The organism is Synechococcus sp. MIT S9503 (assembly GCF_047304175.1).
In the GTDB taxonomy this organism is placed as follows: domain Bacteria; phylum Cyanobacteriota; class Cyanobacteriia; order PCC-6307; family Cyanobiaceae; genus Synechococcus_C.
Genome location: NZ_CP138955.1, coordinates 1,512,279 through 1,525,625, shown reverse-complemented (window position 1 = coordinate 1,525,625; position 13,347 = coordinate 1,512,279). Strand labels below are relative to the sequence as shown.

15 protein-coding genes are annotated in these 13,347 nt (G+C 60.6%); 8 read left to right on the top strand and 7 right to left on the bottom strand.

Annotated features, from left to right (window positions below; all coding sequences use genetic code 11):
* The 5 genes from SIB56_RS08755 to SIB56_RS08735 all read left to right on the top strand — a co-directional run bounded on the left by SIB56_RS08755 (position 1) and on the right by SIB56_RS08735 (position 3,524).
* The gene (locus tag SIB56_RS08755) at positions 1–951 is read left to right on the top strand and encodes a F0F1 ATP synthase subunit gamma (protein WP_413323582.1); all 951 of its coding nucleotides are present in this window, start codon (positions 1–3) and stop codon (positions 949–951) included.
* 133 nt (positions 952–1,084) lie between these two features.
* Positions 1,085–1,420, top strand: a complete 336-nt coding sequence (locus SIB56_RS08750) for a 2Fe-2S iron-sulfur cluster-binding protein (protein ID WP_413323581.1) — start codon at positions 1,085–1,087, stop codon at positions 1,418–1,420.
* A 465-nt stretch (positions 1,421–1,885) separates the two neighbouring features.
* Entirely contained in the window at positions 1,886–2,026 is a 141-nt protein-coding gene (locus SIB56_RS08745) for a hypothetical protein (RefSeq protein ID WP_413323580.1), read from the top strand.
* Positions 2,023–3,093 carry a DUF3326 domain-containing protein gene (locus SIB56_RS08740; protein WP_413323579.1) on the top strand — a complete coding sequence of 357 codons (1,071 nt, stop codon included), beginning with the start codon at positions 2,023–2,025 and terminating at the stop codon, positions 3,091–3,093. The genes SIB56_RS08745 and SIB56_RS08740 overlap by 4 nt, the downstream gene beginning before the upstream one ends.
* Complete coding sequence (locus SIB56_RS08735) at positions 3,093–3,524, top strand: YchJ family protein (protein WP_413323578.1); 432 nt, start codon at positions 3,093–3,095, stop codon at positions 3,522–3,524. Before SIB56_RS08740 ends, SIB56_RS08735 begins: the two co-directional genes overlap by 1 nt.
* 4 nt (positions 3,525–3,528) lie before the next feature.
* On the opposite strand, the gene ald is transcribed toward SIB56_RS08735, so the two are convergent.
* Genes ald through SIB56_RS08710 form a run of 5 tightly spaced genes read right to left on the bottom strand, consistent with a single transcriptional unit; the run spans position 3,529 to position 9,351 of the window.
* The gene (ald, locus tag SIB56_RS08730; protein ID WP_413323577.1) at positions 3,529–4,668 is read right to left on the bottom strand and encodes an alanine dehydrogenase; all 1,140 of its coding nucleotides are present in this window, start codon (positions 4,666–4,668) and stop codon (positions 3,529–3,531) included.
* Between the two features lie 29 nt (positions 4,669–4,697).
* Positions 4,698–6,431, bottom strand: coding sequence for an NAD+ synthase (locus SIB56_RS08725; RefSeq protein WP_413323576.1), 1,734 nt, complete (start codon positions 6,429–6,431; stop codon positions 4,698–4,700).
* A gap of 6 nt (positions 6,432–6,437) precedes the next feature.
* Positions 6,438–7,028 carry a nicotinate-nucleotide adenylyltransferase gene (locus SIB56_RS08720; RefSeq protein WP_413327251.1) on the bottom strand — a complete coding sequence of 197 codons (591 nt, stop codon included), beginning with the start codon at positions 7,026–7,028 and terminating at the stop codon, positions 6,438–6,440.
* Positions 7,029–7,030: 2 nt separating this feature from the next.
* Complete coding sequence (locus SIB56_RS08715) at positions 7,031–8,341, bottom strand: GTP-binding protein (RefSeq protein ID WP_413327249.1); 1,311 nt, start codon at positions 8,339–8,341, stop codon at positions 7,031–7,033.
* Positions 8,338–9,351, bottom strand: coding sequence for a CNNM domain-containing protein (locus SIB56_RS08710; protein WP_413323575.1), 1,014 nt, complete (start codon positions 9,349–9,351; stop codon positions 8,338–8,340). Before SIB56_RS08710 ends, SIB56_RS08715 begins: the two co-directional genes overlap by 4 nt.
* A 53-nt stretch (positions 9,352–9,404) precedes the next feature.
* Here SIB56_RS08710 and SIB56_RS08705 point away from each other — a divergent pair, with 53 nt between their 5' ends.
* A complete protein-coding gene (locus SIB56_RS08705; protein ID WP_413323574.1) occupies positions 9,405–10,757 on the top strand; it encodes an aminopeptidase P N-terminal domain-containing protein in 1,353 nt (450 codons plus the stop codon).
* Between the two features lie 28 nt (positions 10,758–10,785).
* Here SIB56_RS08705 and SIB56_RS08700 read toward each other — a convergent pair whose 3' ends face one another.
* Entirely contained in the window at positions 10,786–11,511 is a 726-nt protein-coding gene (locus SIB56_RS08700) for an HAD family hydrolase (RefSeq protein WP_413323573.1), read from the bottom strand.
* 125 nt (positions 11,512–11,636) lie between these two features.
* On the opposite strand from SIB56_RS08700, the gene SIB56_RS08695 reads away from it, so the two are divergent.
* Entirely contained in the window at positions 11,637–12,140 is a 504-nt protein-coding gene (locus tag SIB56_RS08695; RefSeq protein WP_413323572.1) for a 30S ribosomal protein PSRP-3, read from the top strand.
* A 430-nt stretch (positions 12,141–12,570) separates the two neighbouring features.
* On the opposite strand, the gene SIB56_RS08690 is transcribed toward SIB56_RS08695, so the two are convergent.
* Complete coding sequence (locus tag SIB56_RS08690) at positions 12,571–12,756, bottom strand: hypothetical protein (protein ID WP_413323571.1); 186 nt, start codon at positions 12,754–12,756, stop codon at positions 12,571–12,573.
* Positions 12,757–12,948: 192 nt separating this feature from the next.
* Between SIB56_RS08690 and SIB56_RS08685 the strand changes: the two genes are divergently transcribed.
* Positions 12,949–13,329, top strand: coding sequence for a M23 family metallopeptidase (locus SIB56_RS08685; protein ID WP_413323570.1), 381 nt, complete (start codon positions 12,949–12,951; stop codon positions 13,327–13,329).
* Positions 13,330–13,347: the final 18 nt, after the last annotated feature.

The following is a 13,347-nucleotide window of genomic DNA, read 5'->3' as shown; positions in this document are numbered from 1 at the left end:
ATGGCAAATCTGAAAGAGATCCGCGACCGGATCAAATCGGTCAAGAACACCCGCAAGATCACAGAGGCCATGCGCCTCGTGGCTGCGGCCAAGGTTCGACGTGCCCAGGAACAGGTTCTGCGCAGCCGTCCATTTGCTGACCGGCTCGCTCGCCTTTTGGAAAACCTCCAGGCACGCATGCGTTTCGAGGATGCTGATGCCCCCCTGCTGGAGCAGCGCAACGTCGAGACCATCACCCTTGTGGCTGTAACTGGCGACCGTGGTCTCTGCGGTGGCTACAACGCCAACATCATCAAGCGCACGGAGATGCGTTTTGCTGAGCTTCAGGGCAAGGGGTACAAGGTGGATCTGGTCCTGATCGGTCGCAAGGCCATCAGCTACTTCACCAACCGGAGTTATCCGATCCAGGCGACATTCACCGGCCTCGAGCAGGTGCCCACAGCTGATGAGGCTGGCTCCATCGCCAATGAAGTGTTCGCGGAATTCCTGTCCGAGAGCACTGACCGCGTGGAGATCATCTACACCAAGTTCATCAACCTGGTGAGCTGCAATCCCGTTGTTCAGACGCTGCTACCCCTGGATCCCCAAGGAATTGCCGAGGCGGATGATGAAATCTTCCGTCTCACGACCAAGGACGGTGAACTTCGTGTGGAATCCGGTGCAGGTCCTGCCAATACGCAGCCGCAGCTTCCTTCGGACATTGTGTTCGAGCAGAGCCCGGATCAGCTGCTCAATGCACTTCTGCCTCTCTATCTTCAGAACCAGCTCCTGAGATCGCTTCAGGAAGCTGCAGCTTCCGAGCTGGCAAGCCGCATGACTGCGATGAACAACGCCAGCGACAACGCTAAGGCTCTCGCCAAGACGCTCACCCTTGATTACAACAAGGCTCGTCAGGCGGCCATCACCCAGGAGATTCTCGAGGTGGTCGGCGGCGCCGCCGCTATGGCCTGATCAGTTCGTTCGCATCTCTGCTTCCTCAAGCCGGCCCAATGGCCGGCTTTTTGTTGTTCTGCCGCTGCGGCTGTGACGATCCATGCGGCCTATACGCTGAGACAGTGCCATCGCTCGGAACGTTCCAAGCTGAATGAACGAGATCCCTCCTGCCGTTTATTCCATCACCATCGAGCTTGATGGTCAGCAGCATCACTTTCAGTGCCGAGAGAATCAAACGGTTCTGTCCGCAGCGGAAGCGGCCGGAGTTCCTGTTCCCAGCTCATGCTGCGCAGGCGTCTGCACCACGTGTGCTGCTGTGATCAGGGAGGGAGTCGTGCATCAGCCTGATGCCATGGGCGTCAAGGACGATCTGCGCAAAGAGGGATTCGCTCTTCTCTGTGTGTCCTTCCCTCGTGCTGAGGTGATGGCGGTGGCGGGTCAGGAGGATGCGCTTTATCAGGCTCAGTTCGGTCAGTACCAGAGCTGATGAATGCTCTTGGTTTTTATGTTGAATACAAACACCTGATCTAATCCTGGGCTTTCGTGAAGAGAATCATGCATCAAAGGCATGGCATTCTCTCGCGAATTTCTTATTCGATTGAATGCTTTGAATGGAGTGATCTTTACTTCGCCTGCTTGGTGGCTTCTCCCTTCAGATTGATGTTGAGGGCAGGTTTGGTTGAAACCTGTTTCTTTGTGCCGCCTTTTCCTGGGCCTCTCCTCGGATCACCGAAAATTATTGATCAGTTGCTAGAGAAGGGGTGATCTTTGCTTTGCAGGCTCTTTCGCGAACCTGCAAATGATTCGAGACCGCTCTGTACTGAAGGTTCATCTCTTGACGAGCTTCCCTGAAAGTGGCGATCCGCAAAGATCAAACGTCGGAGGTTTAATCGAATCCGTGATGAAGCTCACTTTCAGGAGATTGTCGCTGACCAGTCCTGAGTCGTTTCCCATGAACGACCTGCGATGCTGGATTCTCGGGCAGCTTGAGAAGGAGGGTGAGCCGTTGCGCTGGGCCATCACCTCCATCAATCCCTCCTCTGAAACATCTGCGGTTGTGCTTGAGGTTGAAGCCGTGCTGATCAACTCATGACGTTCGCGGCAGCACCACTGCCTACGCTGATGATCGTGCCCACAGGCATCGGCTGCGAGGTCGGTGGGTTTGCAGGTGATGCTCTGCCAAGTGCACGCCTGCTTGCAGCGGCCAGCGGTTGCCTGATCACCCACCCCAACGTGATCAACGGCGCTTCTCTTTACTGGCGTGATCCGCGCATTCACTATGTCGAGGGGTATGGCCTCGATCACTTCGCCTCAGCTCTCTGGGGTCTGCGTCCCGTGCGCAGTCAGCGCATCGGCCTGTTGCTGGATGCGGGCATTGAATCGGATCTGCTGCTGCGGCACCGTCAAGTTGCGCAAGGCTGCAGAGCAACCCTGGGGCTTGACATCAACACCGTGGTGACCACCGACGCACCCCTTGGGGTGTGTCTTTCCGTAGGCGACAGCGGCACGAGCTGGGGAACGTTGGATCGGCCGGATGCGCTTCTGAGAGCCGGAGAGCGGCTCAAGGCGGCAGGAGCCACCGCCATCGCTGTTGTGGCTCGATTCCCTGATGATCTTGAGAGTGAGACTCTGGCGGCCTATCGCCACGGCACCGGAGTGGATGCTCTCGCTGGTGCCGAAGCAGTGATCAGTCATCTGCTGGTTCGTCATCTGCGGATCCCCTGCGCTCACGCACCAGCTCTGGAGTCGCTTCCACCTGCTGCAGACCTTGACCCTCGCGCTGCGGGTGAAGAGCTCGGCCATACCTTCCTCGCGTGCGTTTTGGTGGGTCTCAGCAGTGCGCCTGATCTGCTTGATCTGTCCTCAGGCTGTTCGATCACTGGAGATGATCTCATCGCAGACCGGCTGGGTGCTGTTGTGGTGCCGGATGGTGCACTAGGAGGCGAGGCCGTGCTTGCCAGCCTTGAGCGTGGCGTTGCTGTGATCGCCGTCCACAATCCAGGTGTGCTGTCGGTCAGTGCAGATGCCCTTGGTTATGGCAATCAGATCCTGAAAGCAGGCTCCTATGCCGAGGCCGCAGGCCTGGTGACCGCTCTGCGCGAGGGAATCGCCATCGCGTCTCTCGTGCGACCGTTGCCTGCCATGCAGGAGCTGAAGTGATGGCACTGGGCTTTGCAAATTCCGGAGATCGTTCGTGTCCATGCGGGAGCGGAGATGCACTGCTTCAGTGCTGTGGCCCGCTTCACCGAGGCAGGCTGAAGGCTGAGACAGCGGAACAGTTGATGCGATCCCGCTATTCCGCTTACGCGCTTTCGGAAGTGGATTATCTGATCGCCACCAACCCTGACTCCGCCAGTGCCCCCGCTGAGCGACGCCGCGAGCTGCGAGCCAGCTGCCGGCAGACCCGATGGCACGGCCTCAAGGTGCTGGCCTCTGAGGCCGGTCGCCCGGATGATCTTGAGGGCACCGTGCGTTTTGAAGCCGAGTTCAGTGCCGGCGGGCAACGCCACGTGCTGAAGGAACACTCGCTGTTCCGCAGACGTGATGGCACGTCGACCGGCGACTGGCTCTACATCCGCGCACTGGACTGAACGGTCAGCGCAGGCAGGCCATCGGGTGCCGCGGTGGAACCCCCAGGGCTTTGGCAACACCTGGATGGCAGACCGCTCCCTTGACAGTGTTCAGACCGGAGAGCAGCTCAGGGCGCTCGGTGACGGCTTCCTCGAGCCCACGGCCTGCGATTCCGAGGATGTAGGGCAGGGTCACGCTCACCAGCGCTTCGGTCGAGGTGAAGGGCACGGCCCCAGGCATGTTGCCAACGGCGTAGTGCTGCACGCCATGAATGAACACCGTTGGATCGGTGTGCGTGGTTTCCCGACTGGTTGCCACACAGCCGCCCTGGTCAACAGCCACATCGACGATGGCCGATCCGGGCGTCATCTGCTTGACCATCTCTTCATCCACCAAGGTCGGTGCCCGGCCACCGGGGGTCAGCACGGCACCGATCAGCAGATCCGCTGTGGGCACCAAACGCTCCAGCAGGCCACGGCTGCTGACCATGCTCATCAGCCGCCCTCGCCGGTCGGCCTCAAGGCTGCGCAACCGTTCCGGGGAGCGATCCAGCAGCAAGACCTCGGCATCCATTGCAGCTGCAAGCCGGGCTGCATTCCAACCCACCGTGCCGGCGCCCAGCACCACAACCCGAGCTGGGCGCACGCCGGTGCAGCCGCCCATCAAGACACCCCTTCCGCCGTGTGGGCGTTCAAGAAGCCGCGCACCCACCTGCGCTGCGAGTCGTCCGGCGATTTCACTCATCGGGGCCAGCAGCGGCAGGCTGCCGTTCTCCAGTTGCACCGTTTCGTAGGCAACCCCTGTTGTGCCTGCATCCAGGAGTGCCTCTCCCACCTGGCTGTAAGCGGCGAGATGCAGGTAGGTGAACAACACCATGTCGTCCCGCAGAAGGCTGAACTCCTCTTGTTGAGGCTCCTTCACCTTCACCACCAGGTGCGCCCCCCAGGCCTCCTCACGGGTCACAAGGCGGGCCCCTGCCGCTGCGAAGGCGTCGTCACTGATGCCTGCCCCTGCCCCTGCTCCGTTCTGGATGCGCACCTCAAGACCCTGGGTCACCAGTTCGCGGACCGCATCCGGGGTGAGCGCCACACGCTGCTCGTCGGCCTTGATCTCGGTGGGAACCCCGATGCTGGCCATCGGAGCCGTCAGAACGGAATGGGCCATGGAGGACGCCGTGGTCTCCTCAATGTGGCTCAGACAGCGGCGATCGGCAGCCGCCAGCCACTGCCGAACGCCTGCGCACTCACCTTCAGCAATGGCGGCGCCTGTCTGCGTTTGAACTCAGCTCTCCGGAACAGGCGTTCGATCCGTTGCACTTCCGCAGGGTCATGGCCTGCCTCCTCCAGCTGCGGCCCGCTGAGGCGGTGTTCGATCATGTCGATCAAGAGGGGATCGAGGCGGTCATAGTCAGGGAGTGAGTCACTGTCTCTCTGATCCGGACGCAGTTCGGCGCTGGGGGGTTTCTCGAGGATTGTGCTGCCGATCAGTTCTCCCTGGTCAGGCAGAGCCAGCTCTGTGCGGCAGATGGCTGAATGCTGGCTGTCAATCCAGCGGCACAGAGCAAACACGGTCGACTTGTAGAGGTCGCCGATCACGGCAAGGCCACCGTTCATATCGCCATAGAGGGTGCAGTAGCCCACAGCGAGCTCCGATTTGTTGCCGGTGGTCAGCAGCAGTTGTCCCTGCTGGTTAGCCATGGCCATCAGCAGAGTGCCGCGGATGCGCGACTGAAGATTCTCCGCCGTCACCCCCGAGGGAGCACTGCTCAGGGCGGGGGTCAATGTCGCCTGGAAACCCTTCATCAGGTTGTCGATCGGAACGATGCTGTGGGCGATCCCGAGTCGATTCGCAAGCTGTAGAGCATCACTGATCGAGCCTTGCGAACTCCAGGGCGAGGGCATCAGCAGGGTCTGCACCTGATCGGATCCAAGCGCCGCTGCAGCGATCACAGCCACCAGCGCTGAGTCGATTCCACCGCTCAGGCCCAGCAGGGCTCTCTGAAAACCACATTTGCCGGCGTAGTCCTTCAGTCCGGTGACCAGGGTCCGGAACAGTGCTTCCATCTCGTGCTGCTCATCAAGGATCTGCGGCGTGGCTGTGGAGACTGCCGAAACCATTTGGGACGTGTCTGCGGCATTCCAGATCTGCGTCGCCTCACGACAGTCCGGAAGCTGAAGAAGCGGTGTGCCGCAGCTGTCACCCATCACGAAGCTGGCGCCGTCGAACACCAGTTCGTCATTGCCTCCGACCTGATTCACGTAGATCACCGGGCAGCCAAGCCGCTGAGCTGCCCGCGCCGCCAGCTGACGACGCAGGGCGGCCTTGCGTCGTCCAAACGGGGAGGCTGAGCAGTTGATGAGCGCATCGACCCCTGCCGGGATCAGATCGGCCACAGGGTCAGGCCCCACCAGGCGGTGACCGTGCAGCTCCTCTTCCACCCAGAGGTCTTCGCAGATCGTGATGCCCAGTCGCCACTCGCGGCCTTCGCTGCACAGGCTGATCTGTCCGGCTCCCTGGCTTGGCCTGAAATAGCGCGTCTCGTCGAATACGTCGTAGCTGGGCAGCAGCTGCTTGCGAGCCACCACGCGACAGTCCCTGGCACTGACCTGGGCGACGGCATTGAATAACGAAGGGTGCAGATCATCGTCGGCGGCATCCGCCATTCCCACCAGCAGAACGATGTTCAGCTGTCGTGACGTCAGGCCGCTGCGCAGATTCTCAAGGGCTTGCCTTTGCCTCTGCAGGTGCGTTGGGCTGAACAGCAGATCGCGGGGTGGGTAACCCCAGAGCGAGAGTTCGGGTGTCACCAGCAGTTCCGGTTCGCTGCCTGTGGTCTCGATCAGGCTGTCGATCGCTTGCAGGATCCGGGTGGCATTGCCCAGGAGGTCGCCCACAACAGGATTGATCTGAGCCAGGGCAACACGCATCGGCACTCAGGGGTTGGTGGTGTTGAATCCATAAAGATTGTGCTTCAGCACAAGCGGCAGCAGGCATTTGGGCAACTGTTCAGTTGTCTGTCTGCGTCTCACCTGCGAACTGGCTGTTCCGGGAACGCTCATGGGAAGCATCCGAGGCGAGGCTCCGATCCGGCGAAGGATCTGCAGGTCGGCCTGTTCAAGCGGCCATCCCTCACGGGACACGATCACGAGAACGCATTGTTCCAATAAACGCTGAGCGTCTTTCCAGGAGGGAATCTGACGAGCGAGATCGCTCCCCACAACGAAGCACAGACGCCGGTCAGGCCAGCGTTGTTTGGCTCGTTCCAGGGTGGCGATGGCAAAGGGGCTGCTCAGATCCTGGGCCAGCTGCAGACGCGGGTCAGCGATCGATTCGACCAGGGTCTTCAGCAGTTCACAACGCTGGTCAAGAGCAGCCCCATGGCGTTTCATCGGGTTGTCACTGGCCCATGTGGCGACCTGGCCAAAGTGCTGAAGCAGCCCCTCCAGCAGTGCCTGATGGCCCAGTGTCGGGGGATCGGCACTGGTCCCGAGCAGAGCGATCTCAGGCATGGCCAGGTCCGCCATCGTCAGGGCAGCAGCGATGGCAGCGGCGGGCGGGACTGCGGCTGGGGCCACTCCTGCATCAACTCGACGATGCCGCGATTGGAACGAGCCAAACGACGCATCAGAGTGGCAGGCCCCGGCTGAAGCCTGCGTCCCCTCCCCCGTTCCTCCAGCAGCCAGCGTGCCGTCATCCGTCCGGTGCGTCGTGTTGTGTGGACTGCCAGTGCTGCCTGGGCCAGGGCCACCGGTGCAGCGGGGGCCAGCGTCAGGCCAGCACTGAAGGGTGCGGCCAGCAGCAACAGTTGACGCAGGGAACCCAAGGCCACCTGAAGTCCCAGCTGTGCCCCGCCCAGCAGGGCGTTCTGTCCACTCAGCTGGCGAATCAGCTTGCGGGCCGCCGGCCCTCCCAGCGGCAGCCCATACAGGGAGCAGAGCTGCCGAACAAGAGCGGCATCGCAGGCGAAGCCTCCGGCCAGATCAAGGAGCATCAAAGGATTGGCCGCCACGCCGGTGGCTTTGAGAGCGGCATAACGGCCGATCAGTCCCTGGGCCTCCCTGCGACGTCGCTGCAGGCGCCCGGCCTCCAACTGCCGCTGGAGTGTTGTGGCCTGCCTCAGGCTGTTGAGCAGCAGAAGGCTCTGTCCGCGCTGCTCCAGCAGACGGCAGAGGGCGATCTCCAGTGCCCCCACATCGGCGGGTTGCTCGCGACTGCGGATCCGGCCGTCATTCAGTTGAACCGCTTGGCGTGGTGCCGCTGACACGGTCAGTGGAGGCGGTAATCCTGCGGGAAGTCGGCTGCGGATGCTGCGCAGCAGATCCGGCAGCTGATCCTCCGGCCAGCAGTCGCATCGGTTGAGAACCGTAAGCACCGGTTTGCCCATGGTCTGAAGCGTGTCAAGGGCTTCGAGTTCCACACGTGTGATGTCGGCATCCAGCACGAGGAGCACCAGGTCGGCATGCAGGGCCACCCGGGCCGCCAGTCGCGCCCGAGCCGGAGCATCCACCTCATCAATCCCTGGGGTGTCGACCAGTTCGACCTTCTGCAGTCCGGCAACATCTCTTGGCCAGCTCACGGCCTGCTGCTGACGCGTGCAGCCGTGAGCCACATCCGTCGCCATCAGCTTCTGCCCCAGCAGGGCATTCACCAGGCTGGACTTACCGACGCCCACCCTGCCGAACACGGAGATGCGCAGGGTTCCTGTCTGCAGGCGTTCAAGCTGGCGATCCAGAAGTTTCAGCGCTCCGGCCAGCACCCCCTGTTCCCGCCGGTTCAAGTTCAGCTGCTGCCTCCAGTTCTGCAGCAGATCTCTGCAGTGCTCCTCCATCGCATTCATGGCGTCGCCTCGCTCGGTGTCTTCCTCCACCAGCCGGCAAGCACAGCCAGCACAGCTTCCGGGCCGATCACGCCAACGAAGCCTCCGAATTCATCCACCACCACGCGCACGCCGCTGTTGTCGCGGCGGAAGGCGGTGAGCAAGAGGTCGGCGCGGATCATCTCCGGAACGAACTCAGCCGGCTCACTCAGATCAGCTGGAGTCAGATGTCCGTTGTTGCGGACCAGGGCGCTGAGCAGGCGGTCCCGGTTTGCAACGCCGAGAACCTTGTCGACTGCATCGCCCAACACCACCCACCACTGCGCCTCGTTCTCCAGCAGGGCGACACGCAGCTTCTCCAGGCTGGAGGCGCCATCAAGTGTTGGAGCCGCCACCCTCGGCGTCATCAGATCACGCGCCGTGAGGTCATTGAGCAGAAAAACCTTGGAGATCATGTCGGCTTCGTCTGCCTCGATCTGTCCCTTCTGGGAGCCCAGTTTCGCCAGCAGGCGGATCTCCTCCTCATCCGTGCTGATCTCGCTTTCCTCAGTGATCGCAGGAAGCAGTCGCTCCAGCAGCAGCACAAGCGGCCGCATCATCACACCCAGCCAGTGCAGCACAGGAGCACTCGCCAGGGAAACCGGCAATGCGAGGCGGCTTCCGATCGCCTTGGGGAGAATCTCCCCGAGCAGGATCACCAGAACAGTGAGGCTGACTGAGAACAGAGCAAGTGCTCCATTGCCGGCGTCCATCTTCTCGGTGAATACCCAGGAGGCATAGCCGCCGAGCATCAGGCTGCCGAAGATGTTGAAACCGTTGTTGGTGATCGCCAGAACCGACAGGGTCCGGGCCAGGCGCAGGCGCAGCTGAGCCAGCCTGCGGGCGCCGGGAACCGGCCGCGGCCTGGCAGCGAGTTCATGCACCCTCACCGGGTTCACCGTGAGCAGAGCGGCTTCCACCCCAGAGCAGAGGGCGGATCCGGTCAGCACCACCACCACCAACAGGAGAAGGATCAGCAGGTCGGAGGTCATGCGCGGGCGCTTTGACTGCCATCCTGACGTTTCTCCGGTGCCCTGTCTCTGCCGTGGTTGATCTTGCGCCTGTTTTTGACGCCCAGCTTCTCGCCGACCGCCGCGAGCGTTTCTTGGCTGAGCTGGGCGGTGTCGCCGCTGTGATCCCTGCTTCGACTCTGGTCACACACCATGCAGACACAGAGTGGCCGTTTCGCCAGAACAGCGATTTCTGGTATCTGACCGGTTTTGATGAGCCCGACGCAGTGGCTCTCTTCCTCCCACATCGTGAGGAGGGTGAGCGCTTCGTGCTCTTTGTGAATCCGCGCGAGCCCGCCGCCGAGGTCTGGACCGGCAGGCGCTGGGGCTGTGAGGGAGCGGTTGAGCGCTTCGGTGCGGACGTGTCCCATCCGCGCATGGAGCTTGATGCTCTGTTGCCGCAGTATCTGGATGGTGCCGAAGGCATCGCCTTCCGCGTCGGCAGTCATCCATCAATCGAACCACTTGTGCTGCGCTGCTGGGGGGCGCAGCTGGATCGTGTCTCACGCACCGGAAGTGCCCCGCAGGCTCTGGTGGCGCCATGCCCTCTTCTGCATCGGATGCGCTTGCGCAAGCAACCCGCTGAACTGGAACGGCTGCGTGAGGCGTGCAGGATCTCAGCCTCCGCCCATGAGCTAGCCAGGGCTGCCGTGCGTCCCGGGATGACCGAGCGCAAGATTCAGGCTCTGATCGAACAGCATTTCCTCGAGCTGGGTGCCCGTGGAGCCGCCTACGGATCGATCGTTGCCGGTGGCGACAACGCCTGCGTGCTGCACTACATCGACAACAGTGCAGTCCTGCAGGACGGGGATCTCCTGCTCATTGACGCCGGTTGCTCCCTCCGCGACTACTACAACGGGGACATCACGCGGACATTTCCGGTGAGCGGACGCTTCACTGGAGAGCAGCGGGAGCTCTACTCTCTGGTCCTCGCGGCGCAGGAAGCGGCGATCGCCATGGTCAAACCCGGTCATACCGCCGAGCACGTGCATGACGCGGCTGTGCACGTGCTTGTGGAGGGCCTTGTTGATCTGGGGCTTCTTGTGGGAGAGGTCGACGGCCTCATCGAGCAGGGAAGCTACCGGCATCTCTACATGCATCGAACCGGCCACTGGCTCGGGCTGGATGTTCATGATGTGGGCGCCTATCGGCTCGGCGAGCATCACGTGCAGCTGGAACCCGGCATCGTCCTGACGGTGGAGCCCGGTCTCTACATCAGTGATCGTCTGGCAGTTCCTGAGGGACAGCCTGCGATTGACGACCGCTGGAAGGGCATCGGTATCCGCATCGAGGACGATGTCGCGGTCATGGACTGTGCCGAACATGCCTCCGGGCATGAGGTGCTCACGGCCGGAGCCCTCAAGGCTGTTGATGCCATGGAGCGATGAGAGGTGCTTTTTCTCAGCCAACGCAACCTCAGTCGCCCTGACTGTCCGGCTCTCGGCTGCGCATTGACCACTGAACGGCCTCGAGGGTGCTGGAGAGGATCAGGTCTGCACCGGCCGATCTCAGCTGCTGCTCATAGGCGTTGCGCTCTGCGCTGCCGGGGAGAAGATGCGGCGGCGAGACCGCCAGGCTGATCCAATCTCTGTCCGGGCGCTGGCCTCTGGCCCTGAGAACGGTCTGCACATCGGCAACCGTGTCGCCCAGATAGGCAACGACTCCTCCGCTTTGCGAAGGCAGCAGGCTGTCGCTGAGTTGCACCAGACCTGTGGGGTCCGGCTTGTCAGGGGCATCGCCCATGGCGATCAAAGGCGGGTTCAGCAGTCCGAGCCGTGTCTCCAGCACAAAACGTGCTGATGGAGGTTCAGCGCCACTCACGAATCCCCACTGCCAGCCGTTCTGAGCCAGCGCGGCGAAGAACTCCGGCTTCACCAGCAAAGGCTCATCGCCGATGTAGCCCTTCCAGGCGCGTGGGTCGCCCTCGGGATCGCCGCCGAAGTAGAAGCCGCTGAACACATCAATGAGATCCTCTCTGGCCGGAAGGGATGTTCCATTGCGGCGCAGAAGCTCAAGGCTCGCTTCCCAGTCGTTGTTCCAGCGTCCTTCCCCCTTGAGGGCATCGATGCAGGACTGTGCTGGGTGCCAGCCGCTGTAGTGCTCCACCGTTGCCTGGAGAGCCTTCCGGTAACTGCCGGACACATCCCTGATGACTCCGTCGATGTCGAAGAGCAGAAGCTGTCTGGTGGGTCGTTGCCTGTTCAGGTGGATGGGTTTTGGCGGCTGGTAGGTTAGTTCTTTGTCCTTGATTCTTGAGCGCTGACACCATGACGGTTTCCGAAGGCGCTGCCGTCGACCAAGAGGTCGCCACCGAGGCAGCAGCAGCTGACCAGGCTCCTCAGAGCACAGAAGCCGTTCAGCAGCAGGAGCCGAAGGAAGGCCGTCCGGTGATGCGCGGCGGAAGTGCGGCACTGGCGTCAGCCACCATCGACGCCGATGGTGTTCCATCCGGCTACACACCCAAGGCTGATGAGGGCCGCTTTCTTTTGAAGATCCTCTGGTTGCCCGACAACGTGGCACTTGCCGTTGACCAAATTGTTGGTGGCGGCCCCAGCCCCTTGACCGCCTACTTCTTCTGGCCGCGTGAGGATGCCTGGGAAACTCTCAAGAGTGAGCTTGAAGGTAAATCCTGGATCACGGATAACGAGCGCGTCGAGGTGTTGAACAAAGCCACTGAAGTGATCAATTACTGGCAGGAAGAGGGCAAAGGAAAGAGTCTTGATGATGCCAAGCTGAAATTCCCCGACGTGACATTCTGCGGAACAGCCTGAGTTGATCAACACAGCTCCAATGATTCAAGCAGGCAATTCGTTGCCTGCTTTTTTATGGCTCCGTAGCCGACATATTCATAAATTTTTCATGGCGCCTGCTGAAAAGCTTTTCTGATCACTCGCGACAGAGATCTCTTCAGTCTGCGACTTGGCGGCTTTCAGTTTGTCAGCTTTTTGCTGTGGTTCGTTGCACGTCATCGTGAGTGATTCTGGCCAGGTGGATGTCTGACTGATGCAAGATCAAAGATGATTCTGATTCGGCAAGAGCTTTTCTTCAGCAGAATTGTTGATGTCGAATTGCCGAGCGGCTGATACGGCAATTGATCAGTAAAAACACATGATTGCCTGTTGGTGATTTTAATCACCAATGCCAGAGCTTTTGCATGCCGCCGCTTCGCAATACTCCGTTACACTTTCCTGGAGTATTGTTTCAAGATTGATTTTTTTCGCTTCTTTTCTCGCTCTGGGCCTTTCGTCGGCGACGTTTGCCAGTGCGGTTGGTGGCGGAATTCTTGCTGGAGGCAATGATGTTCAGCGAGTGAATTCTGATAATTTCAGCCTTGAAGGAAGTCGTGATCAGAGATTTTTTCAGGCTTCCAGAGGTTTGTTTGATCAACACTCGGTGACGGCTCTGTTTGAGAAGTATTGTCTGCAGCAATCCTCCGTTCTTGAGGTTGACTCCGGATCAGCGTCTGCAGGAGGATCATCCCTGGGGAGAATCAAGACATCACCAGATTCATTCGCTCAGATCTGCTCCTTCAGCTCCTTTGCTGACTATCTGAACGAACTGACCTCCAGGAGCTTCTTGATGCCGACCTCAGGTGTTTTTACGTCCGGTTTCGGCCCGCGTTGGTCGCGGCATCATTCAGGTATTGACATCGCCAATCACGTCGGAACAGCCATTCAGGCCTCACGGCGTGGAAAGGTGGTCTTCGCTGATTACCTCGGCGCTTATGGATTGATGGTTGAAATTCAGCACCCTGATGGATACAAGACGCGTTACGCGCATTGCAATGAAATTCTCGTTCAGGTGGGTGAAACTGTCAGTCAGGGTGATCTGATTGCCCGGATGGGGAACACAGGTCGCAGCACCGGTCCGCATCTGCATTTCGAGATCAGATCCCCACAGAATATTGCTGTGGATCCGGTCTCTTTTCTTGGAGAACTAACGATTCGGAAGCAGGTCTGAATCCCCTAGAGCTATCCG

Coding starts and splice junctions, on each gene's coding strand:
- SIB56_RS08755 (WP_413323582.1), top strand. CDS start 1: ATGGCAAATCTGAAAGAGATCCGCGACCGGATCAAATCGGTCAAGAAC.
- SIB56_RS08750 (WP_413323581.1), top strand. CDS start 1,085: ATGAACGAGATCCCTCCTGCCGTTTATTCCATCACCATCGAGCTTGAT.
- SIB56_RS08745 (WP_413323580.1), top strand. CDS start 1,886: ATGAACGACCTGCGATGCTGGATTCTCGGGCAGCTTGAGAAGGAGGGT.
- SIB56_RS08740 (WP_413323579.1), top strand. CDS start 2,023: ATGACGTTCGCGGCAGCACCACTGCCTACGCTGATGATCGTGCCCACA.
- SIB56_RS08735 (WP_413323578.1), top strand. CDS start 3,093: ATGGCACTGGGCTTTGCAAATTCCGGAGATCGTTCGTGTCCATGCGGG.
- ald (WP_413323577.1), bottom strand. CDS start 4,668: ATGGCCCATTCCGTTCTGACGGCTCCGATGGCCAGCATCGGGGTTCCC.
- SIB56_RS08725 (WP_413323576.1), bottom strand. CDS start 6,431: ATGCGTGTTGCCCTGGCTCAGATCAATCCTGTTGTGGGCGACCTCCTG.
- SIB56_RS08720 (WP_413327251.1), bottom strand. CDS start 7,028: ATGGCGGACCTGGCCATGCCTGAGATCGCTCTGCTCGGGACCAGTGCC.
- SIB56_RS08715 (WP_413327249.1), bottom strand. CDS start 8,341: ATGAATGCGATGGAGGAGCACTGCAGAGATCTGCTGCAGAACTGGAGG.
- SIB56_RS08710 (WP_413323575.1), bottom strand. CDS start 9,351: ATGACCTCCGACCTGCTGATCCTTCTCCTGTTGGTGGTGGTGGTGCTG.
- SIB56_RS08695 (WP_413323572.1), top strand. CDS start 11,637: ATGACGGTTTCCGAAGGCGCTGCCGTCGACCAAGAGGTCGCCACCGAG.
- SIB56_RS08685 (WP_413323570.1), top strand. CDS start 12,949: ATGCCGACCTCAGGTGTTTTTACGTCCGGTTTCGGCCCGCGTTGGTCG.